Consider the following 22,172-nt stretch of genomic DNA (forward strand, 5'->3'; position numbering starts at 1 on the left):
CCGCGCGCTCCCCGATCGCTCCCCCGAGACGGTCGGGGTCCCACTTCCCCGGCGCGCGGCGTCCGGAGATCCGTGCCCGTCGGTCCACGTCCCGCGGTGGAGACATGGACCGGCGCGCGGGAGCCGCTCAGGTCCCGCCGCTAGCATCGCGCCCGTGGCAAGCGACATCGTCCCCATCCAGCTCTCCCTCACCGAGGGCGACCTCGTCACGCTCTGGGCGCCTCGATGGCGCGAGGACGGCGAGGACTGGGAGGCGTTCCTCGGCGACGACGAGTCCCTCTTCGGCTTCCCCGAGGTGGCTCAGCTCGCCGCGTGCGTCCGGACGGTGACCGACCACGACCTGATCGACCACCCGGCGTGGTCCGTCGTCCCCACGCTCACCGTGGCGGAGCTGACGCCCGAGGAGACCCGCCGGTACGACGTGATCGGCGTGCCCGAGCTGGTCGCCGAGGAGCCGGACACCTGGACGATCGGCGAGCTCGCCGAGATCATGGAGATCGTCCGCTCGCTGGCCGAGGTGTGCGATCTCGAGCGCGTCCTCGCCGTCCTCGACTCGCAGCCCGCCTTCGCGCTGCTCGACCAGGGCACGCTGCCCTTCGCCGGGCGCGAGGGCGGCAAGCTGTGGACGCAGCTCGGCCAGACCGTCGTCGACGAGTGGGACTCCGTCGTCGACGCGCTGGACGCCATGGTGACCACCCCCGAGGTGGACGCGACCGCCCTCGCCCGGGCCCGCGCGGAGGCCGAGGAGCTGGCCGCGCGGATCGCCGAGGCGGAGGAGCGCGTCGAGGAGGAGACGGACGGCGCGGCCACCGACGAGGAGCTGGACGAGGCGGACGAGGAGGCCGTCGACGAGCAGGTGGCCGAGGACGAGGCCGAGATCGAGGCCGGGCCCGTCGGCTTCTGGGAGGAGATCGGGATCGACCCGATCCGGATCACCACGAGCGCGGGCTCGAAGGTCACCCTGCGCTGCTACCTGGACGACAAGCCCGTCTTCCTGGGCGCGAACGGCCGGATCGACGCCTTCGACTCCGAGCGCGCGCTGGCCCGCTGGCTGGCGGACGGCGGCAAGGACGACAACGACCTCGTCGCCGCCTCCACGTGGCAGGACGTGCTGGACAGGGCGGCGGTCGGCGAGCTGACCGTGACCGTCGACCCGATGAACGACTACCTGCTCGTCGGACTGGACGAGGACATCGCCCAGGGCACCCTCGAGGTCGACCCGACCCAGCTGGAGCTGGCCACCGAGCTGCTGCTCGACGTCGGCGAGTGGGCGGGCGACCCCGCCCCGGCCCGCGCGCTGGCCGAGTCCGAGAGCCTCGGGTGGCTCGTCTCGTTCGTCATCCGGCCGAACCCGACGCGCCTGGCGCCGAGCCCGCCGTTCGACCGCGAGGCGAACACCTGGCGCGAGCTGGTGCACGCGGCCGAGGCGCGGTTCACGACCCCCGACTAGCGAGCAGGGCCAGCTGGGTGCGGTTCTGCAGGTCCAGCTTGGTCAATGCGCTGGAGACGTAGCCCTTCACCGTGGCCTCGGTGAGGTGCAGGCGCGCGCCGACCTCGGCGTTGGAGCAGCCCTCGGCGAGCAGCGCGGCGACCTCCCGTTCGCGGTCGGACAGCACGGCGAGCCTGCGGGTGGCGTCCGCGTCCCCGGCCAGACCGGTGACCGTCGGGCGGGAGAACACGGCGTGGCCCCGGGCCGCGACCCGGACCAGGTCCGCCAGCTCGGTCGGCGGGGTGGACTTGAGCAGGTAGCCCGCCGCGCCCGCCTGCAGCGCGCGGCGGACGTGCGCGTCCCCGGCGAAGGTCGTCAGCACGACGACCGCGGGCGGCTCGGGCATGGCCGTGATCCGCGCGGTGGCCGCGACCCCGTCGACGCCGGGCATCCGCAGGTCCATCAGCACCACGTCCGGGCCGTACCGCACGACCAGCTCCACGGCCTCGGCCCCGTCCGCCGCCGCCCCGACGACCTCCAGCCCCGCCGCGCCCAGGATGGTCGTGAGGTGGGCGCAGACCATCGGCTCGTCGTCGACGACCAGCACCCTCACCACGGCAGGACCGCCCGGACCTCGAACCCGCCGTCCGGGCAGGGGCCCGCGTGCCAGGTCCCGCCCGCGACCTCGACCCGTTCCCGCAGGCCCCGCAGGCCGAGCCCGGCCCCGGAGGCGGCCAGCGCGGGATCGGGGGCGGCGGTGGGGGCGGAGTTCACGACCGTCACGCGGAGATCGTCTCCCCCGGCCACGCTGACGCGCACCTCGGCGCCGGGGGCGTGCTTGTGCGCGTTGGTCAGCGCCTCCTGGACGATCCGGTGCGCGGTCCGCCCCAGCGGGCCGGGCGGCAGCTCGCCGTCCAGCCGGACGGTCATCCCCGCGGCGGCCGACTCGGCGACCAGGGCCGCCAGGTCGGGCTCCGCACGTCCCGGACCGACCGCGGGCGAGGGACCCTCGGGCGTCCGGAGCACCCGGACCAGGCCCCGCAGCTCGTCGAGCGCGAGCATCCCGGTCTCGCGCAACGCCCTGGCCTCCTCGTGCCCGGTCACCTCCAGCGCCCCGGCCTGCAGGACCATGAGCGTGACCCGGTGCGTGACGACGTCGTGCATCTCCGCCGCCAACCGCGCCCGCTCCTCCGCCCGCGCCTGCTCGGCCAGCAACCGCTGCTCGCGGTCCGTGCGCTCCGCGCGCTCGCGCAGGTCGGCGAGGATGCGGCGCCGGGCCGCGACGTACCGCCCGGCGAGCGCGGGCACGGCCGTGCCGAGCAGGCCGAGCGGCACGCTGTCCCACCCGGGGTCCCAGGGTCGCACCGCGAGCAGGGTCAGCGCGGCCACGACCACCCAGGTCGCCCGCCGGGGCCGGAGCTGGACCAGCACGAAGATCGCGGAGCCGGTCGGGGCGAGCAGCACGGCGCTGCCGTTGGCGACGACCGAGGGCACCAGCGCCGCGGGTGCGAGCAGCGCGGCGACCGTGCCCGCACCGAGGAACGCGGTCACCGCGTACGGCCACCGCGCGAGGAACAGCAGCGAGAGATCGGCCGCGAGCTGGAGAACGAGCCCCGCCCAGGGGCCCAGGGGGCCCGTGGTGCGCCCGCCGAGCAGCGCACCGAGGAGGTCCAGGGCGACGAACAGCGCCGTCAGGCCGACCAGCAGGGCCGCCGTACGCCGGTCCGGGAACATGGGGCGACCGTAACGCCGTCGCCGCCCGCGCACCGCCCACGGACGAGGGGTGGGGACCCGACTTTCGTCGGGTCGGCTCCCTGCTCCCGACGCCGGCGGCGCGGGCCCCGGGACACGTTGACTCCGGATCATGGCTGAGACATCCGACACCGCCGCACCCGACACCGCCGCCCCGCGCGACACCGCGGGACCCGGACCCGCCCGGCACTCGTTCGCCACCGGCCCGGTGCTGCTGGTCGCTGCGGCGGTGGCCCTGGTGCTCGGGACCGCGAGCGACAGCGCCCTGTTCTTCGACGAGCAGTACTTCCTCGCGGCCGGGCGCGACCACCTCGCGTGGGGGTACATGGACCAACCGCCGCTGGTCCCGGCGCTCGCGGCGCTGTTCGGCGAGAACCCGGTCCTGCTGCGGCTGCCGGTCACCCTCGGCGCCGCGCTGACCGCGATCCTGGCCGGCGCGCTCGCCTACGAGCTGGGCGGGCGGCGCTCCGCGCAGGTCCTGGCCGCCGCGGCGACCGCCTGCTCCGGTGTGCTGCTGATGGCGCACTGGCTGGCCACCTACACCCTCGATCCCCTCTTCTGGACGGCGATCGTCTGGCTCGTGGCCCGCAGGCTGCGTACCGGCGACGACCGGCTCCTGCTCGCGGCGGGGGTGGTGACGGGGCTGTCGCTGAACACGAAGTTCCTGGTTCCCGTCCTCTGGGCGGCCCTGCTGCTCGCCCTCGTGGCGGTGGGGCGCGCAGGCGCCGACGATCACCGACCCGGCCCGGCCGGCCGCGGCGGAGCGCTCCCGGGCGGCGAGCACGGGCGGGCGGTGCTGCGCGCGCCTGCGCTCTGGGGCGGGCTGGGGATCGCGGCGCTCATGACCGCGCCGACACTGGTCTGGCAGGCGGGGCACGGCTGGCCCTACCTCGGCATGGCAGCGGTGGTGCGCCGCGAGTCCGAGGCGCCGCTCGCGTTCGGGCTCACCGGGATCGCGCTGTTCGGACTGGTCGGGGCGGTGTTGCTGGTCGCCGGGGCGGTCGGGGCCGCGCGCGGGCGGAACCGGTGGCTCGGGCTCACGGTCGTGCTGGTCGTCGCGGCGATCCTCGTGGCGGGCGGCCGCGCGTACTACCTGCTGGAGATCGTCCCGGCCGCACTCGCGCTGGGCGCCGTGGCGATCACGTCGTCCCCCGGGCTGCGGCGGACCCGCGGGGTGCTCGCGGGGGTCGGGTTCGCGGTGTCGGCGGCGGTGCTCGCGGTGGCGCTGCCGCTGCCGGGATCCCCCGGCCTGCTCGCCGCGGGCGAGGGGACGATGCTGCCCGCGGCCGCCGCCGTCCGGCAGGCGTGGGACGGGGAGAGCACCGTCGTCGCGCAGATCTACCCGCTGGCCGCGGCCATCGAGCTGGACGGGATCCCGGCGTACAGCGGGCACCGGGGGTACGCCTACTTCACGCCCCCGACCGGCGACGACGCGCTCTGGGTCGGCGTGGACCCGATGCCCTCGGAGTTCCGGGCCGGCTTCGCGCAGTGCACCCCGGTCCCGGCCGAGGGACTGGTCCTGGAGCAGTGCCGGGGTCGTCGGGAGCCGTGGTCGGCGCTGCTCACGCCGACGACATGACCGCCTCGTACCCGGGCTTGACGATCTCGTCGATGATCCGCAGGCGACGGTCGAAGTGGACGAACGCGCTCTTCATCGCGTTGATCGTCAGCCAGCGCAGGTCCTCCCAGCCCCAGCCGAACGTGTCGACCAGCGCGGCCATCTCGGAGCTCATCGAGCACCCGGACATCAGCCGGTTGTCGGTGTTCACCGTGACCCGGAAGCGCAGGTCGCGGAGCAGGCCGATCGGGTGCTCGGCGAGGCTGGGGGCGGCGCCGGTGTGGACGTTGGACGTCGGGCACATCTCCAGGGGGACCCGCTGGTCCCGCACCCAGGCGGCCAGCCTGCCCAGCTGCGGCACTCCGTCGGTGAAGGAGATGTCGTCCACGATCCGCACCCCGTGCCCGAGCCGGTCCGCCCCGCAGAACTGCAGCGCCTCCCAGATCGAGGGCAGCCCGAACGCCTCGCCCGCGTGGATCGTGACGTGCGCGTTCTGCTGCCGGACGTAGTCGAACGCGTCCAGGTGCCGGGTGGGCGGGAAACCCTTCTCGGCGCCCGCGATGTCGAAGCCGACCACGCCGTCGTCCCGGTAGCGCACGGCCAGCTCGGCGATCTCCTGCGAGCGCGCGGCGTGCCGCATGGCGGTGAGCAGGCACCGCACGGTGATCGACGACGGCCCGAGGGCGAACCCCTCCAGCACCGCCTGGACCACGGTGTCGAGGTCCATCCCCCGCTCGGTGTGCAGCTCGGGGGCGAAGCGGATCTCGGCGTAGACCACGCCGTCCGCCGCCAGGTCCTCGGCGGCCTCCCGTGCGACCCGCACCAGCGACTCGCGGGTCTGCATCACCGCGACCGTGTGTCCGAAGGTCTCCAGGTACCGCACGAGCGACCCGGAGTGCGCCGCGCCGAGGAACCAGCCCGCCAGCTCCTCGGGGTCCCGGGTGGGCAGGTCGGCGTAGCCCACGGCGTCCGCGAGCTCGACGACGGTGCCCGCCCGGAGCCCGCCGTCGAGATGGTCGTGGAGGAGGACCTTCGGGACCCGGCGGATGTTCTCGATCGTCAGCGCGGCAGCCATCGGAGAACGCTACCGGGCAGGTTGGATCGGGTGACAGCGCCACCCGGACGGCCTAACGGTGACTCCGTGTCAGACGTCGAACGGGACTCGCTACCCTCTGTGCAGCGTTCCCCGCTCCCCCATCCGGATCACAGGAAGCCACAGCACCCTATGAGCGATCAGTCTCTACAGTCGTTCGACCGGATGCGCGGCATGCTCATGCGCGCGGCCGAGATCCGCGACTCCGAGCAGCAGCAGATCTTCGACTCCCTCGACGAGATCCACGCGCGCCTGTCCGCGCTCGACGCGCTCGGCACCGTCCGCAAGCGCCTCACCGAGCTCCCCGACCGCACCGAGGTCGGCGTCCTCGCCGAACGCCTCGACGAGACCGTGCAGAAAGTGGACGCGCAGGACGTCGTCCTCGCCTCCGTGCTGCGCGCGGTCGAGTCCCTGCCGGACAAGCTGGCCAAGCCGTTCGCCCAGCTCGACGGGCGGCTGGACGGCATGGCGGGGCGCCTGGAGGGCGTCTCCGGCCGGATGGACGGGCTGGACGACCGCCTGGGCGGCCTGCACAAGCGCCTGGACGACCTGGACAACCGCCTCGACCGCCACGAGATGCGGCTCGACGCGATGCCCAACGCCGTCTCCACGCCGATCCGCGAGCGGGTCGACGGGGTCGAGAAGATGGTGCGCGAGCAGCTCGACGGCGCCGTCCGCTCGGTCGAGGAGAACAACGAGGGCGTGCGGAACCTGCTCGGGGACACCAGCGTCGGGCTGCATCGGCGGCTGGAGGACCTCGCCGGTCGTCCCGCGGTCGACCCGACCGAGGCCCTGGACGCGCTGGCCGAGCGGCTGGAGATCCTCGCGGGTCGGCTCGAGGCCGTCGCGGGCAAGGTGGACGCCGTCGAGACCGGGCTGGTCGAGAAGCTCGAGGGCCGGATCGGCGAGGTCGACGGCAGGCTCGGCGACCTGGACTCGGTCCTGCGGGCCCGGCCGGACGAGAACTCGCTGACCGCGCTCGTCGTGAAGGCGAACGAGGAGTCCGAACGCCGCAACGCGGGCCAGCTGGACGAGGCCATGGCGACCTTCGCCGAGCTCATCCTGGGCCGCGGCAACGGCGGCGGCGCGAGCACCCCGCCGCCCCCGCCCCGCCCGGCCCAGCGCCGCTCCACCCGCAGCCGTGCCGCGGTGAAGAGCAGCTCCAACGGCCACTCCGCCGTGGACGTGGCGGACGACCCCGACGACTGAGCCTTCCTTCTCCACGCACCACCTTCGCACTTCGCGCACGAACGGCACTCTTGTGCGGTAGGTCCGCACAAGAGTGCCGTTCGTGCGTTCGGGGGTTGCGTCAGAAGGGGAGGCGGCGCCAGAGGGGCGCGAGCTCCCGGACCTTCAGCAGCTTCATCGCGAGCAGCGTGATCGGCGTCGCGACCACCAGCGCCACGACCAGCACCACCCACGCGGTGCCGCCCGAGGTGGGGGTGCCGCCCTCGATCGCCCAGCCCACCAGCCAGGCGATCCCACCGCCGATCAGCGAGGCCGCGACCGTGCGCCAGAGCGTCGAGAGGACCTCCCGGCTGCGGACGTGTCCGAGCCTCCTCGCGATCACGAACTGGCCCAGCACCGCACCGACCACGAACGACAGGCTGTTCGCCGCCACCAGGCCGAGCACCACGTTCTCGGGTGCGAGGAGCACCGGGCTGAGCAGCAGCAGCGGGATCTTGACCACGACGATCACCAGCATGATCAGCGTGGGTGTGCGGCTGTCCGTCATCGCGTAGAACACGCGCAGCTGCAGCAGGGTGATCGCGTACGGCAGCAGGCCGAACGCGGACCAGGCGAGCGCCGTACCCAGCTTGGCCGCGCCACCCCCCGCGTTGCCCGCGCCGAGGGAGAACAGGGCGAGCCCGACCTCGGTGCCGAAGAAGGTCAGCAGCGCCGAGATCGGCACCAGGAACACGGTGCTCAGCCGCGAGCCCAGGGACAGGTCGGAGACGACGTCGTCGAACCGGTTCTCGGCGGCCGCGCGGCTCATCCGCGGCATCAGCGCGGTCAGCAGCGAGACGCCGAGGACGCCGTACGGCACCTGCAGGAGCAGCCAGGCGTTCGAGTAGATCGCGTAGGCGCCGGGGTCCGCGGCGGTGGCCACCCGGGTCGTGACGATCAGCCCGGCCTGCCCCACCAGCACGTACGCGACGACCCACAGCGCCAGCCCGCCGGCGGACGACAGCCTCGGGTCCCAGCCCCACAGCGGCTTCAGCGACACGCCCGCCCGCTTGATCGCGGGCAGCAGCACGAGCGCCTGGACGGCGATGCCGAGCGTGGTCCCGATGCCCAGGACCAGCAGTTTCGTGTCGCCCATCCGCACGGGATCGACGCTGATGTCCCCCGGCACCAGCACGTAGACGACGAGCACGCCGAACATGACGACGTTGTTCAGCACGGGCGCCCACGCGAACGCCCCGAAACGGCCCTTGCTGTTGAGGATCGCGCCGAGCAGCGCGCCGATGCCGTAGAAGAAGATCTCGGGCAGCAGCAGGACGGCGAACGCCGTGGCCAGTTCCGGGTTCGCCGTGGCCGTGGTCTGGCTGCCCATGTACAGGCTGACCAGCGGGCCCGCCGCGAGGACGGCGACCAGCGTGGCGACCAGCAGCGCCGCGCCCGCCATGGTGACCAGACGACGGGTGTAGGCCTCGCCGCCGTCCGGATCCTCCTTCTGGGCGCGGACCAGCAGCGGGATCATCACGCTGGTCAGCACGCCGCCGATGAGGAACTCGTAGACGATGTTCGGCAGCGTGTTCGCGATCGTGTACGAGCTGTTGACCAGCCCGAACGACAGCACTGCGACCAGCGCGATCTGCCGCAGGAACCCGGTGACCCGGCTCGCCAGGTTGGCGACGGCCATCATCGAGCTCGACCGCAGCAGCGACGGGCCCTTCGGCTGCTCGGGAGCCTTCCCGAGGTCCACGGTGACCGGCTCGAGGACCTCCGTCGGCCGGTCCAGCGGGGCCAGCAGCTCGGTGGGGTCGTCGAAGTTCCCCCCGGGCACCCGCTGCCACGGGGGCGGGACGGGACGACGGTCGGGGCCGCGGCTGACCGCGTTCGGCCGGGGGCCGGGGGGCGGGCCGGGACGGCCGCCGAAGGGCGGGGGGCCGGGTTGAGGAGCCCGCAGCGGCGGCCCGCCCTGCGGGGGACCGGGGAGGCGGGGATCGGGGCGACGGGGGTCCGGTCGGGGGGCGCCCCGGGGGTCGGGGCCGCGGGGGGCGGGGCCGCGCGGATCGACACCGCGCGGGTCACCAGCACTGAGGTCGGCACCGCGAGGGTCGGCACCGCGAGGGTCAGCCCGGGGGTCGGCAGCGCGGGGGCCGGCAGCACGCGGATCAGCGCCCCGCGGATCAGCGCTGCGGCGGTCTGCGGCAGGCGGGTCGACAGCGTGCGGCTCCCCGGCCCACCGGTCACCCGCACGCGGATCGGCGGTGGGGGGTGCGGGCATCCGGGGTCGCGAGGAGCTGTGGTCCGCAGGCCGCGGACCCGGTGGGCCGGTGTCCGGTTCGAGCGACGACTCGGCAGCCCGGCTGCCCGAGGCCCCCCGGCTCCGCGACGGCTCCGGGCGCCCCGACCGCGACCACTCCGCCCCGGTCGCCCGCGGCACCCGGGGTGCGCCGCTGCCCGGTTGCCACGCCGGCGTCTCGCCGGGACCCGCCGCGGGCTCCGTGCCCGGCGGACGCTCGTCGGCACCGTCTGGACCGGGTCCGGACGGCGCGTCGGGAGTCCGGTGGTCGCGCATCCCGCCCATGGTGCCCCACGCCGGACGCGCCCGCCGCCCTGCCCTCCCCCGGCGCGTCGCCCCGGTTCAGCCCGCTGAGCTGCGGGAACCGACCGAACCGAGCAGCAGGGAACGGCCTGCGAACGGTTCGGACGACACCAACGGCGCAGCCGTGAGCGCCGAGCGGGCGCCCTCGAGCGCCTCGGGGGTGTCCGTGTGCAGCTCCAGCAGCGGCTCGCCTGCGCGCACATCGGCCCCCACGTCGTGCAGCAGCCGCACCCCGGCCGCCGCCTGGACACCGTCCTCCTTGCGGGCCCGACCCGCCCCGAGCCGCCACGCCGCGACCCCGACGGCCAGCGCGTCCGGCCGGAGGATCCCTGACCTGTCCGCCTCGACGACCGCCACCGACGACGCCCGCGGCAGCGCCGCCGTCGGGTCCCCGCCCTGCGCCGCGATCATCCGTTCCCACACGGCGTGGGCCGCCCCGGAGTCGAGCACCGCGGCCGGGTCGGCCGACACCCCCGCCAGGTCGAGCATCTCGCGGGCCAGCGCGAGAGTGAGCCCGCGGACGTCCGCGGGCCCACCGCCCCGCAGCACCTCGACGGCCTCGGCGACCTCCAGCGCGTTGCCCGCGGTCCGCCCGAGCGGCACGGACATGTCGGTGAGCAGCGCGCGGGTGGGCAGGTCGTGCAGCGCGCCGATCTCGACCATGCGGGTGGCCAGCTCGCGGGCGGCGTCGAGCGTGCCCATGAAGGCGCCGGACCCGACCTTGACGTCCAGCACCAGCCCGCGCGCCCCGCCCGCGATCTTCTTGCTCATGATCGAGCTCGCGATCAGCGGGACGGAGGGGACGGTGCCGGTGACGTCCCGCAGCGCGTAGAGCCGCCGGTCGGCCGGGGCGAGGGTGGGTGTGGTCGCGCAGACGACCGCGCCGACGTCCGCGAGCTGCGCCGCGATCTCCTCGAGGCTCAGCTCGGCCCGCCACCCGGGGACGGCCTCCAGCTTGTCGAGCGTGCCGCCGGTGTGCCCGAGCCCGCGCCCGGACAGCTGCGGCACCGCCAGCCCGCAGGCCGCCGCCAACGGCGCCAGCACCAGCGTGATCTTGTCCCCGACGCCGCCCGTCGAGTGCTTGTCCACCAACGGCCGGTCCGCGGGCAGCACCAGCCGCTCGCCCGACTCGATCATGGCGAGGGTCCAGCGGGCGGTCTCGGCGGCGTCCATGCCGTTGAGCAGGATCGCCATGGCCAGGGCCGCCATCTGCTCGTCGGCGACCTCGCCGCGGGTGTAGGCGGCGACGACCCAGTCGATCTGCGCGTCCGACAGCCGGTGCCCGTCCCGCTTGGCCGCGATGACGTCGACGGCGGTGATCACGGCAGGTCCGCAGGGCCGAACGCGTCGGGCAGGACCTCGACCAGCGACCGCGGTCCGGAGGGGGTGTCCAGCAGGCACTCCGCGCCGCCGAGCTCGTACAGCACCTGACGGCACCGCCCGCACGGCATCAGCAGCGCACCCGACGCGGACCGCACCGCCACCGCGACGAACCGGCCGCCGCCGGTCAGCCGGAGCTGGCCGGCCAGCGTGCACTCGGCGCAGAGACCGAGCCCGTACGAGGCGTTCTCGACGTTGCAGCCGGTCACGATGCGGCTCTGGTCGCCACTGTCGATCTTGACGAGTGCGGCGGCGCCGACGTGCAGCCCGGAGTACGGGGCGTACGCCGCCGCGGACGCCCCGATCGCGTGGTCCCGCAGCCCATCCCAGTCGATCACGCCCCGATCGAAGCAGAATGTCGGCGTGGACGAGTGCAGCATCGTCGTGGACGCGACCCCGGACGAGGTGTGGGCCCTCATCGCCGACCCGACGCGGGTCGGCGACTGGAGCCCGGAATGCACCGGCGGCTCCTGGAAGACCCCCGGTCCCGCGGTGGGCGCCCGGTTCGTGGGCCACAACCGGCACGGCCGGGTCCGCTGGACCACGCACTGCCGCGTGACGGAGAGCGTCCCGGGCGAGCGGTTCACCTTCACCGTGCTGGAGAGCGCGATGACCTGGGGCTACCGCCTCGAACCGGCCGACGGCGGCACCCGACTCACCCAGTGGCGCGACCGCACCGGCGCCTGGGCGATCCTGCCGAGGCTGCTGGCGGCGACCGGCCTCCTGGGCCGAGACCGGGAGACCCTGATGGTCGACGGCATGCGCCGAACCCTCACCGGCATCAAGTCCACCGCCGAACACCCCTGACCCGAGCCACCCCGCGAGTCCTCCTCCATCGCGAGTCGGACACCACCGCACGCGAGTCCGACACGAGGGCACCCGAGTCCGACACCCGCGCGAGTCCCCCACTCCCGCCACGCGAGTCGGACACGCCTGCGAGTCCACCCCTGCGGCGAAGCCGGATTGCCGTCGCTTGCCGGATCCCGGAGGAGGCCGTGACGGCATACGCTCTGCGCGTGCGCGGAGGGGCGGCGATCGTCGCGGCGGTAATGCTGGGCGCGCTCGTCCTCCCGAGTACGGCGCTCGCCACGCCGTCCACGTCGGGGACCGGGCAGCCCGCGGTGTGCCCGGGCCACGAGGCGCCGCCCGGGCCGCCCGCGCGGGAGGAGACCGTCGTCGTCTCGCCGGTGCCCGTTCCGGCGGAGCCCGTCGGGGGTGCGGGGCTGGGCGCGTGCGGGGACGTCCTGCCCGCAGCCGCCCCCGCTCCCCCGCCGGTGACGGCCGCGGGCTGGGTCGTCGCGGACCTCGACTCGGGTGCGGTGCTCGCCGCGCGCGATCCACACGGGCGCCAACGCCCCGCGTCGACGCTGAAGATCCTCACCACGCTGCTGGTGCGGGAACGGCTGGACCCGGCGGCCGAGGTGGTCGTGGCGCCCGAGGACGTCGCGGTGGACGGCAGCCGCGCCGGGATCGGCCCCGGCGGGCACTACACCGTCCGCCAGCTGCTCGCCGGTCTCCTGCTCAGGTCGGGCAACGACACCGCGATGGCGTTGGCCCGCACGATGGGCGGCACGGAGGCGACCCTCGCCGCGATGCAGGCCCGCGCGGAGGCCGCGGGCGCGCTGGACACCCGACCGGCGACGCCGTCCGGGTTGGACGGTTCCGGCATGTCCAGCTCGGCCTACGACCTCGCACTGCTCTTCCGGATCGCCCTGCGGGACCCGCTGGTCCGCGAGACCCTCGCGACCCGACTGGTGGACTTCCCCGGGTTCGCGGACAAGCCGGGGTTCCTGCTGTCGAACGACGACCCGCTCCTGCAGTCCTACCCGGGAGCGCTCGGCGGGAAGACCGGCTTCACCGACGCCGCCCGGCACACCTTCGTCGGCGCCGCCGAACGGGGCGGTCGACGGCTGGTGGTCGCGTTGGTCCGCGGCGAGCAGCGGCCCACGCGGATGGTCGCGCAGGCGAGCGCCCTGCTGGACTACGGCTTCGCCCTGCCCGCGGGGTCGTCGGTGGGCACCCTCGTCGACGCGCGCCCCGCCACCCCACAGCCGCCCGTACCCGCCGCGGCACCGGCACCCGCACCGGACGAGCCGAGGACCTCGCCGGCGCCGTGGATCGCCGGGGCCGTGGCCCTGCTGATCGTCGCGGCCCTGGCCACCGCGGCGATCCTCCGCCGCCGGCGACGCTGATCACCGTTCCTGCCGGCGGGGCCCGGAGTCGATCGACCCGTCCGGCTGGACCGTCCTGACGTCGGACTCGGCTGTCGGGAGTGGGGGACTCGCGGAGGACGGGTGAGGGACTCGCGAGTCCGGCTGGTCAGCGGCGGCGGGTGGCGCGGAAGCCGAGGAGGCCGCCTACCGCCGCTCCGGCGCCCAACAGGCCCGCGGCCAGGCCCGGGGTGGGGCCGGAGCGGACGACGACCTCGGGGCGGATGATCGCCGGGGCGGGGACCTCGACGGGCTCGTCCTGCTCGTTCTCCCTCGCCGTGGCGGCCCAGGCCGTCACGAAGAGGATGAACCGGCTCATGAAGAACGCGAACACCATCAGACCGATGATCGGGCCGAAGGCCGCGCCCGCGGGCGACGAGGTCACCGTCGACAGGTAGATCTGCATGATCTGCTTCAGGATCTCGAAGCCGATCGCGCCGAGGATCGCGGCCCGCACCGCACTGCGCGCCGCGACGGGCGCCCGCGGCAGCCGCGCGATCACCCACATGAAGACGAGCCAGTTGGCCCCCAGGCCCAGGATGATCGCGAACACGCCCAGCAGGAACCGGGCCCAGCCGACGTCCCCCAGCCCGACGAGGTCGAGCAGCAGCGCGCCGAAGGCGTTCCCGGCGGCCGACACGGCGAACGACAGCACCAGCGCGAGCCCGAGCCCGACGAGGGCGAGCAGGTCGAACAGTGTCTTCTTGACGACGTTCGGCGCCTCCGGCGGCTGCGCCCACTGCTCGGACAGCGCCTCCCGCAGGTTGCTCATCCAGCCGATCCCGGAGTACAGCGCACCGATGAGGCCGAAGACACCGACGGCGCCCGCCGAGTCGATGGCCTGCGAGACGATCTGGTTGATCGTGTCGCCGAGCTGCCCGGGCACCTGCGCGGTGATCCCGGCCTGCAGCTGCTCGAGCAGGGCGGGCTGGCTGCGCAGGATGAACCCGGCCACGGCGAACGCGACCATCAGGATCGGCACCAGCGCCAACACCGAGAAGTAGGTGATGGCGGCGGCGTAGTGGTCCCCGTGGCGCTCGGTGTAGCGCGTCCCCGCCCGGACCACGTGGTCCAGCCAGGGATAGCGCTCCCGCGCCTTCTCCATGGCAGTCGGTTCGGCGGGTTCGTCTGCCATGGTGACCCCTCTAGATCGTCGGCGGTAGGAAGCCGATCTTCTCGTGGACGGCCGCCAACGTCTCGCCTGCGACCTCACCCGCACGGGTGGCTCCCGCGCGGAGTACCCGATCGAGCTCGGCCGGGTCGTCCATGTAGACCTGTACCCGCTCGCGCAGCGGTTCAACGAAGGCGACGACGACGTCCGCGAGGTCCTTCTTCAGGTCCCCGTACCCCTTGCCCGCGTACTCCCCCTCGATCTCGGCGATCTTGCGGTCGGTGAGCGCGGCGTAGATGGTCAGCAGGTTCGCGACGCCGGGCTTCGCCTCGAGGTCGTAGCGGATCTCCCGCTCGTTGTCCGTGACGGCCGAGCGGATCTTCTTGGCGATCCGCTTCGGGTCGTCCAGCAGCTCGACGATCCCGCCCGGCGCCGACGCCGACTTGCTCATCTTCACCAGGGGGTCCTGGAGGTCCTGGATCTTGGCCGCGCCGGCGGGGATGAACGGCTCGGGCACGGTGAAGGTCTCGCCGAAGCGCTGGTTGAAGCGCTGCGCGAGGTTGCGGGTCAGCTCCAGGTGCTGGCGCTGGTCCTCGCCGACCGGGACGCGGTCGGCCTGGTAGAGCAGGATGTCCGCCGCCATCAGGACCGGGTAGCTGAACAGCCCGACCGTGGCGCGGTCGGTCCCCTGCTTGGCCGACTTGTCCTTGAACTGGGTCATCCGCGACGCCTCGCCGAACCCCGTGTAGCAGTCGAGGATCCAGGTCAGCTGCGAGTGCTGGGGCAGGTGCGACTGCACGAAGATCGTGCAGCGCTCCGGGTCCAGTCCCAGCGCCAGCAGCTGCGCGACGGCGTTGCGGGTGCGCGACGCCAGCGTGGCCGGGTCGTGGTCGACGGTGATGGCGTGCAGGTCCGGCACGAAGTAGAACGCGTCGTGGTCCTCCTGCAGGGCCACCCACTGCCGCACGGCGCCGAGGTAGTTGCCGAGGTGGAACGAGTCGGCGGTCGGCTGGATCCCGGAGAGCACGCGGGGCCGCGGGTCGGTCATGGCCCCAGTCTCTCAACCCGCCGCGACCGGGTTACACGGGTGGGCGCAAGACACGTGCAACCGACCCCATTGGACCAGCCGCGACCTGCGATGATGCACGCTGAGCGACGGTCGCCCGAGCAGAGTTCACCCGCAGGGGCATCGATCGGCGACGGACAATGGGGGCCGGCCGAGCCGGGGAGAGTGCCGTGCGTAACCGAGGTTGGTGAGTCCCGATCGGTGCCTCAGCCATCGCGGGCAGGCACCGGCACCGGGTCCAGAGCGCTTCTCGCTCCGCGGGTGACCATCAGCCCCGCGGCGAGCAGCAGCCCGCCCGCACCGCAGGCCGCCACGGCCAGCGCGGCCGTCGAGGACTCGGCGAGCAGCCCGCACACCAGGATCGCCAGCCCCTGCGCGGCGATCAGACCCGAGGCCGCCAGTCCGGTCGCCCTGCCGCGCATGTCCACGGGCGTGGTGCGGACGAACGCGGCCTGGGCGGGCACGAGCGCGGCGGTGCACAGCGCCCCCGTCAGCGCCCACAGCGCGACGACGGCGCCCGTCCACGGCGTGAACGCCGAGACCACCAGCGGCACCCCCGCGACCAGGGCGAACGGGATGATCAGACGCTCCCGCCAGGCCTCCGGGACCCAGCGGCTGACCACGACCGCCCCCAGCACGCTGCCCGCCGGGTCCGCCGCCATCAGCAGCCCGACACTCGCGGGTCCGGCCCCCATCTCGTCCGCCAGTGGGGCGGCCAGGGCCTCCGGCGCGACGTAGCAGCCGACCAGCCAGACGGCGAGGGCGAGCGTGCGCAGCCGCGGGTGGGCGGCGACGGTGCGGGCTCCGTCGCCGATGTCCCGCAACCAGGTGCGGACGCCACCGCCCCCCGCGTCGCCCGAGGCGGGCGCCTGCCGCGAGCGCACGCCGAACCGGACCAGCAGGGCGGAGAGCAGGAAGGTCCCGGCGTTGGCCAGGATCGCGACGGTGGGGCTGATCAGCACCAGCAGCGCGCCGCCCGCGGCGAACCCGGCGATCTGCGCGGTCTGGTTGGTGATCTGCCGGACGGCGAAGCCGCGTTCGAGGGAGTCCTCGTCCCGTAGGACCTCGGGCAGCAGCGCGCCCTGGGCGGCGCTGTGCGGCGACGCGAGGACGACGACGAGCACCAGCAGCGGGCAGAGCAGCGCCAGCGGGATCCCCGGGACGGCGAGCGGCACGACGAGCAATGCGCGCGCCAGGTCCGCGACGACCATGACCTCGCGCCTGCGGAAGCGGTCGGCGACCCAGCCGAGCAGCACCCCGCCGAGCAGGGCGGGCAGGAAGGTCAGCGCGTAGACGACGGCGGCCCAGGCGGCCGAACCCGTGCGCCCGTAGACGAGGACGGAGAACGCGACCCGCGCGAGCTGGTCCCCGCAGATCGACACGAGCTCCGCCGCCCAGAGGGCACGGAACTCGGGTAGGCGGAACACACTCGCACCCGCGGTGGACCGCGGCCCTGTGGTGGACGGCACTGCTCTCCCGACACGACTCCCCGACGTACCAGCCGGTTCACCCGACCGTTCGATACTGAACGTAGTCAGGCGGATCCGGAGAGTCTGAGCGTACGGCTCGCCGGGCGGTCTGTACTCGGCGGTGACCGGTCGAGATCAGGGTGCGGTACCGACGCCGGAGACGCACCCGGGACCACCGGTTCGGGTGATCGCGGGTGAAGCGACGGCCTGTCCTCGGGCGCCGCCCGGGCATGGGAGCGGGTGGCGTGGGGCCGGAGGTTCCTCGGTCCGGCGGTGCGTGCAGGGGTCACCAGGCGCGGTTGCGCACGGGGCCGTCCTCTCGGGTTCGCAGGGCGGTCTGTCGGGCTGTGGGGCGGGTCACCAGGCGCGGTTGCGCATCGAGCGCTCCTCTCGGATCGGGACGGACGTGACGGGCTCACCAGGCGCGGTTGCGCATCCGGCACTCCTCTCGGATCGGGACGGACGTGACGGGCTCACCAGGCGCGGTTGCGCATCGAGCACTCCTCTCGGATCGGGACGGACGTGACGGGCTCACCAGGCGCGGTTGCGCATCGAGCACTCCTTCGCAGGTCGGAGGGGGTAGGGGCGATCACCAGGCGCGGTTGCGCATCAGGCGCTCCTTCCGGGCTCGCAGGGGGCGGGGCGGGTCACCAGGCGCGGTTGCGCATCGGGGCGTCCTCTCGGGTCGACGGCGGACGGGGCGAACGGACTCACCAGGCGCGATTGCGCACGACGGCTCCTTCGGTTGCAGCGGACGGCTCGACGACGCATGCTCACCAGGCGCGGTTGCGCATGACAGCTCCCTCCCGGGTAGACGGCACGGCGGACCGTGCCGACGGTGCTCGGCGTGCTCTTGGAGACGACACGAGGACGCCCGGGGGTCGGTTCAGTGGCGCGGTGGCGCACGGCTCCATCCCTTCCCCGGCGTAACGCCCGCTCGGGTCCCGGCGATCAACCGGACACCGGGAGTCTCGGACTCGGTCGGCGCTGTGCTCGGTACAGCAGGCAACGACGTCCGACCCGGGCGGGTACGCATCCTCGCAAGGCGCGACCCGTCTCACCCGGAAGTGGTTATCCCAGGTATGCGTCACCCAGAGTAGTCGAGAAGGCCCATTCGGTACCGGGTTGGGGCATCCGGATCGAGTGACCCCTTGGCTACGCTCGGATCAACACGACGCCAGTCTGACCGGACGGGAGAGCATCTCGTGGCACAGTCACCTCGACGGAGGTGCGGCATCACCCGATGGGCCGTGTGGGCCCAGCCCAGCCGGGTGATCGTCGTCCTCGTGATCGTCGAGGCGTGCACGGTGGGGCTGATGGCGGCGTCGTGGTCCCAGTTCCGGCCCGGTGTCGGGCCGGTCGTGCTGGCCGTGCTGCTCGCCGCGGCGGGCATCGTGCACACGGAGGTCGCGACCGGCGTCGAGCGCGCCCGGCGCCGCGTCGGCGAGAAGTCCTACACCGACCTGTCGACGGTATGGACGTTCACCGCGGCACTGCTGCTGCCCTCGGCCCTGGCCACCGCGACGATCGTCGTGATCTACACGTACCTCTGGTTCCGGGTATGGAAACCCGCCCGGTTCCCGCTGTTCCGGCACACCTTCACCACGGCGACCGTGCTGCTCGCGGCGATCGCCGCGCAGGAGGTCGTCGCCGCGACCGGCGGCACCGACCGCTGGTCCGAGGGGTTCGCCGGGGTGACCACGCTCGGCGCCGCCACGCTCGCCTACGCCGCGGTCAACTCGCTGCTCATCGCCCTGGCCGTCGCCGTCAGCACGCCGGACGCCACGCCGTCGCACCTGTTCGGGGCCCTGGACGAGATCACCGTCGAGCTGGCCACGCTGTGCCTCGGCGCGATGCTGGCGCTGACCCTCACGGTCTCAGCGTGGTTCGTGCTGCTGGTGTTCATCCCGGTGCTCGTGCTGCAGCGCGCCGTCATGTACCGCGATCTCGCCGCCGCGGCCACCACGGACGGCAAGACCGGGCTGCTCACCGCCACCGCGTGGAACGCCCGCGCCACGGAGGCGATCGCGCGGGCCCACCGCGAACGCTCCACGCTGGCGATGCTCGTGCTGGACCTGGACCACTTCAAGCGGGTGAACGACACCCACGGCCACGTCGCGGGGGACCGGGTGCTGGCCGCCGTGGCGGACGCACTGAGCGCCGAGGTCCGCGGGGACGACCTGGTCGGCCGGTTCGGCGGCGAGGAGTTCGTGGTCCTGCTGCCCGGCCTGCCCACCGCCCGGGCGATCGCCGAGCTGCACGCGGTCGCCGAGCGGATCCGGGTCCGGGTGACCACCCTGGCCGTGCCGGTGGAGACCCCGGACGGTCCGCTGACCATCTCCGACCTGAGCATCTCCGTGGGCGGCACCATGGTCTCCACGGCGCCGGGCACCACGGTGGAGCAGGCGATCGCGCTGGCCGACCGCGAGCTGTACCGGGCCAAGGACTCCGGGCGGAACGCCGTGCGGATCGCGGGCAGGCCGGACGTGCCGACGCAGCGCACCGAGGAGTCGTCCGCCGAGCTCCGCCGGGTCCAGCCCGAGAACTAGGCGCTAGCGGTCGGCCCAGCGTTTCGCTGCGCGGTGCCAGGTGTGGGTGCCGCGGCCCGGTCATCCCCCCGGTGACCGCGACGTCGTCCGGCCCGTAGTGGTCCAGGAAGCACACGTCCCCGACGAGCGAGCGCTGCCGCTGCGGCAGGGTCCGGTGGACCGTCGTCCCACGGACCCCACCCAGGGGCCCCGGGCGGGTTCGAGGACCTCCACCCGCCGTGCACGGCCCGCCGCGGCCGAGGACCTCGAGCATCCCGACTACACCGACGAGCGAGGACCGTCGCCGACACCGGCTGGTGGGAGGAGCACGACCGCACCGACCGCCGCATCCTCTGCACCCTCCACGGCCGCACCGATCGCGCCGCTGCGCCTCATCCAGACCGGGTCGGACTGGCTCCTCCACCTCGTCGACGACCAGGCGCCGGGCGAGCCCGGCTGACCCGGGCCCGTGGCCGAACGCTGCGACCGGAAGACTGCGGCCGTGACCGAGACCCCCCGGCGACGGACCCAGGAGCGACGGACCCAGGAGCAACGACGCGCGGAGACCGAGCGGCGCGTCCTGGAGGCCGCGACGGCCCTGATCGCCGCCACCGGATCGCGCTCGGTCACCCTGGCCCAGGTGGGCGAGGCCGCCGGGTACAGCCGGGGGATCGTCTACCACCATTTCGGCAGCCGGGAGCGGCTGATCGAGGCGGTCCTGGACCGGGCCCAGAACCTCGGGCTGCCCGACTCGGCCGACGACGGCCTCGGCCATCTCGTCGCGATCGTCGAGACCTACCTGCAGGCCGTGGCCCGACGGGCACCGACCACCCGCGCCTTCCTCCAGCTGTGGATGGAGGCCGTCGCCGCGGACCCGGTGGTCGCCCCGCTGTTCGCCGAGCGCGACGAGGGTTTCCGCCGCTTCCTGACCGACGTGGTCCGGCGCGGGATCGCGGACGGCTCCGTCCGGTCCGGGGTGGACCCGGCTGCGGCGGCCACCGTCCTCATGGCGCTGCTGCGCGGCACCAGCCTGCAGCTCATCGCCACGCCCCCCGCCGACGACGTCTCCGGCATCGTCCGCGAGGCCGTGCGCACGGTGCGCACGGCGTACCTCGCGTGATCCCCGCCTGAACCCCGCCTGATCCCGACCCGTTCCGCTCCGCGGCCGGCTGCGCTACAGTTACTTGTGTGCTTACACGCAAGTTCACAACAGGAGCTCCGATGCCCACCCGCACCCCACTCGTCCTGGTCCACGGCAACCCCGAGAACGCCGCCGTCTGGGGGCCGCTGCTCGCCGAGCTCGGCCGGGTCGACGCCGTCACCCTGTCCCCGCCGGGGTTCGGCGTCCCCGCCCCGGCGGACTTCGCGGCGACCGTCGACGGCTACCGGGACTGGCTGACCGACCGGCTCGAGCAGTTCCGCACCCCCGTCGACCTCGTCGGGCACGACTGGGGCGGCCTCCACGTCGCGCAGATCGCGATGACCCGCCCCGACCTGATCCGCAGCTGGGCGTCCGACGCGCTCGGCGTCCTCGCGCCGGACTACGTCTGGCACGAGCGGGCCCGGGTGTGGCAGCAGGAGGGCCCGGGCGAGGAGTCGGTGAAGCAGATCTTCGGCGGCTCCCTGCAGGACCGGCTCGCCGTCGTCGAGAACATCGGGATGACCGGACCGACCGCTGTGCGGGTGGCCGCAGGCATGGACGACGGGATGGGCCGGGCCGTGCTGACCCTGCTGCGGTCCGCGGCCCAGCCCGTGATGGCCGACGCCGGGCGCGGCCTGTCCGCCGCCGCCCGACGACCGGGGCTCGCCCTGATCGCGCTGGAGGACGTCTCCGCCGCCAGCGGGGACGTCGAGCAGCACCGCACCGCGGCGCGGGCGGCCGGCGCGGAGATCGCCGAGCTCGCGGGGGTCGGGCACTGGTGGCCGGTGGAGAACCCCCGCCCCGCTGCCCGTGCCCTGACCGAGTTCTGGGGGCGGCTCGACCAGGCGTGACCCCGCGTCGGGGGCGCGCGGATCACTCCCGATGACAGCCTTCTCGGTCGCCCTTCTCGACGACTACTCCGGCGCGACGCTCGGCCCGGGTCGGCTGGGGACGGCGGTGGTCCCGGTCGCCCGCGCGTTCGGCATGGACGTCATAGCCTGGAGCCCGAACCTGACGGCCGAGCGCGCGGCCGAGTGGCCGACCCCGTTGCCCGCGAGGCCCACCCTGACCACGCCCATCCCTTCCAGCCAGTGCCATCCTCAGACCGCCGACGTCCCGCGGGCGCAGCCCGAGGCTCTCGACGAACGCCGCCACGTCCGACTTGGCCTGCGCGTCGTCGCCGGCGAGGAAGACATCGGGGCGCCCTGTCTCCATCAGCGGGAGCCACCGTGGCGGCCTCCTGCGCGATCGAGGTCTCCTCGCTGTGGGCGAGACCGTCGAACGTGGCGGTGAAGGGGTTGCTGATACCGACGACGACGACGGTCGCGGGGACGCCGGCGGCGAGTGCCGCCGCCACCTGCTGTTGCACCACGTGATGATCACCGGCACGATGCCGCCGTGCGCGCCCTCCTTCCGACCTTCGGTTCCTTCGGGCTGGTCATCGGCTTGCTCTGCGCCGCACTCACCCCCTACCTGCCCATCGACACAGTCATGTCCGCGCCGACGTCACACGGGACGAGCGCCTACGAGTCCACACTCAGCATCAGCTACGACTGGTCCCCGATCCTCGCCATCCCGCCGGCCACCGGTCTCATCGTCGGGCTCCTCGTCGGCGTCGCCTTCCATCTCAGAGGATGGCGACTCCGCCGAGCATGACACC

At 74.0% G+C, this 22,172-nt stretch carries 18 protein-coding genes and 1 pseudogene; 9 read left to right on the forward strand and 10 right to left on the reverse strand.

Annotated features, from left to right (window positions below):
- The first annotated feature begins 154 nt into the window (after positions 1-154).
- The gene (locus tag ABD993_RS06650) at positions 155-1,450 is read left to right on the forward strand and encodes a primosomal protein (protein ID WP_345413768.1); all 1,296 of its coding nucleotides are present in this window, start codon (positions 155-157) and stop codon (positions 1,448-1,450) included.
- On the opposite strand, the gene ABD993_RS06655 is transcribed toward ABD993_RS06650, so the two are convergent.
- Both ABD993_RS06655 and ABD993_RS06660 read right to left on the reverse strand, forming a co-directional pair.
- Positions 1,434-2,045 (reverse strand): response regulator transcription factor, encoded by a 612-nt coding sequence (locus ABD993_RS06655; protein ID WP_345413770.1) that lies wholly within the window; start codon positions 2,043-2,045, stop codon positions 1,434-1,436. The two genes, ABD993_RS06650 and ABD993_RS06655, sit on opposite strands and share 17 nt — an antisense overlap.
- Positions 2,039-3,163, reverse strand: coding sequence for a sensor histidine kinase (locus ABD993_RS06660; RefSeq protein WP_345413772.1), 1,125 nt, complete (start codon positions 3,161-3,163; stop codon positions 2,039-2,041). The genes ABD993_RS06655 and ABD993_RS06660 overlap by 7 nt, the downstream gene beginning before the upstream one ends.
- A gap of 130 nt (positions 3,164-3,293) precedes the next feature.
- On the opposite strand from ABD993_RS06660, the gene ABD993_RS06665 reads away from it, so the two are divergent.
- Positions 3,294-4,760: an ArnT family glycosyltransferase gene (locus ABD993_RS06665; protein WP_345413774.1), complete on the forward strand. Its 1,467-nt coding sequence runs from the start codon at positions 3,294-3,296 to the stop codon at positions 4,758-4,760.
- Here ABD993_RS06665 and ABD993_RS06670 read toward each other — a convergent pair.
- Entirely contained in the window at positions 4,744-5,814 is a 1,071-nt protein-coding gene (locus ABD993_RS06670; protein WP_345413776.1) for an adenosine deaminase, read from the reverse strand. The genes ABD993_RS06665 and ABD993_RS06670 overlap by 17 nt on opposite strands.
- Before the next feature lie 183 nt (positions 5,815-5,997).
- On the opposite strand from ABD993_RS06670, the gene ABD993_RS06675 reads away from it, so the two are divergent.
- Positions 5,998-7,041 carry a PA containing protein gene (locus ABD993_RS06675; protein ID WP_345413778.1) on the forward strand — a complete coding sequence of 348 codons (1,044 nt, stop codon included), beginning with the start codon at positions 5,998-6,000 and terminating at the stop codon, positions 7,039-7,041.
- A gap of 100 nt (positions 7,042-7,141) precedes the next feature.
- On the opposite strand, the gene murJ is transcribed toward ABD993_RS06675, so the two are convergent.
- The 3 genes from murJ to ABD993_RS06690 form a co-directional block, all read right to left on the reverse strand.
- Entirely contained in the window at positions 7,142-8,842 is a 1,701-nt protein-coding gene (gene murJ, locus ABD993_RS06680) for a murein biosynthesis integral membrane protein MurJ (protein WP_345413781.1), read from the reverse strand.
- 804 nt (positions 8,843-9,646) lie between these two features.
- The gene (locus tag ABD993_RS06685; protein WP_345413783.1) at positions 9,647-10,930 is read right to left on the reverse strand and encodes a thymidine phosphorylase; all 1,284 of its coding nucleotides are present in this window, start codon (positions 10,928-10,930) and stop codon (positions 9,647-9,649) included.
- Positions 10,927-11,367: a cytidine deaminase gene (locus tag ABD993_RS06690; RefSeq protein WP_345413785.1), complete on the reverse strand. Its 441-nt coding sequence runs from the start codon at positions 11,365-11,367 to the stop codon at positions 10,927-10,929. Before ABD993_RS06690 ends, ABD993_RS06685 begins: the two co-directional genes overlap by 4 nt.
- Here ABD993_RS06690 and ABD993_RS06695 point away from each other — a divergent pair.
- A complete protein-coding gene (locus ABD993_RS06695; protein ID WP_345413787.1) occupies positions 11,351-11,794 on the forward strand; it encodes an SRPBCC family protein in 444 nt (147 codons plus the stop codon). The genes ABD993_RS06690 and ABD993_RS06695 overlap by 17 nt on opposite strands.
- Positions 11,795-11,982: 188 nt before the next feature.
- Positions 11,983-13,179, forward strand: coding sequence for a D-alanyl-D-alanine carboxypeptidase family protein (locus ABD993_RS06700; RefSeq protein ID WP_345413788.1), 1,197 nt, complete (start codon positions 11,983-11,985; stop codon positions 13,177-13,179).
- A 127-nt stretch (positions 13,180-13,306) separates the two neighbouring features.
- Here ABD993_RS06700 and yhjD read toward each other — a convergent pair whose 3' ends face one another.
- The 3 genes from yhjD to ABD993_RS06715 all read right to left on the reverse strand — a co-directional run bounded on the left by yhjD (position 13,307) and on the right by ABD993_RS06715 (position 16,801).
- Positions 13,307-14,332, reverse strand: a complete 1,026-nt coding sequence (gene yhjD / locus ABD993_RS06705; RefSeq protein WP_345413790.1) for an inner membrane protein YhjD — start codon at positions 14,330-14,332, stop codon at positions 13,307-13,309.
- Positions 14,333-14,342: 10 nt separating this feature from the next.
- Positions 14,343-15,356, reverse strand: coding sequence for a tryptophan--tRNA ligase (gene trpS, locus ABD993_RS06710; RefSeq protein ID WP_345413792.1), 1,014 nt, complete (start codon positions 15,354-15,356; stop codon positions 14,343-14,345).
- A 224-nt stretch (positions 15,357-15,580) separates the two neighbouring features.
- Positions 15,581-16,801, reverse strand: coding sequence for an MFS transporter (locus ABD993_RS06715; RefSeq protein ID WP_345413794.1), 1,221 nt, complete (start codon positions 16,799-16,801; stop codon positions 15,581-15,583).
- 1,292 nt (positions 16,802-18,093) lie between these two features.
- Here ABD993_RS06715 and ABD993_RS06720 point away from each other — a divergent pair.
- Positions 18,094-19,392 (forward strand): GGDEF domain-containing protein, encoded by a 1,299-nt coding sequence (locus ABD993_RS06720; RefSeq protein WP_345413796.1) that lies wholly within the window; start codon positions 18,094-18,096, stop codon positions 19,390-19,392.
- 40 nt (positions 19,393-19,432) lie between these two features.
- Here ABD993_RS06720 and ABD993_RS06725 read toward each other — a convergent pair.
- Positions 19,433-19,645: pseudogene (locus tag ABD993_RS06725) on the reverse strand (pirin family protein); the annotation flags it as partial.
- Between the two features lie 228 nt (positions 19,646-19,873).
- Here ABD993_RS06725 and ABD993_RS06730 point away from each other — a divergent pair.
- The 3 genes from ABD993_RS06730 (at position 19,874) to ABD993_RS06745 (ending at position 22,168) form a co-directional block, all read left to right on the forward strand.
- Positions 19,874-20,491, forward strand: a complete 618-nt coding sequence (locus ABD993_RS06730; RefSeq protein ID WP_345413798.1) for a TetR/AcrR family transcriptional regulator — start codon at positions 19,874-19,876, stop codon at positions 20,489-20,491.
- 101 nt (positions 20,492-20,592) lie between these two features.
- The gene (locus tag ABD993_RS06735; protein ID WP_345413800.1) at positions 20,593-21,363 is read left to right on the forward strand and encodes an alpha/beta fold hydrolase; all 771 of its coding nucleotides are present in this window, start codon (positions 20,593-20,595) and stop codon (positions 21,361-21,363) included.
- 547 nt (positions 21,364-21,910) lie between these two features.
- A complete protein-coding gene (locus ABD993_RS06745; protein WP_345413802.1) occupies positions 21,911-22,168 on the forward strand; it encodes a hypothetical protein in 258 nt (85 codons plus the stop codon).
- Positions 22,169-22,172 lie beyond the last annotated feature (4 nt).

The organism is Pseudonocardia xishanensis (assembly GCF_039541715.1).
Taxonomy (GTDB): domain Bacteria; phylum Actinomycetota; class Actinomycetes; order Mycobacteriales; family Pseudonocardiaceae; genus Pseudonocardia; species Pseudonocardia xishanensis.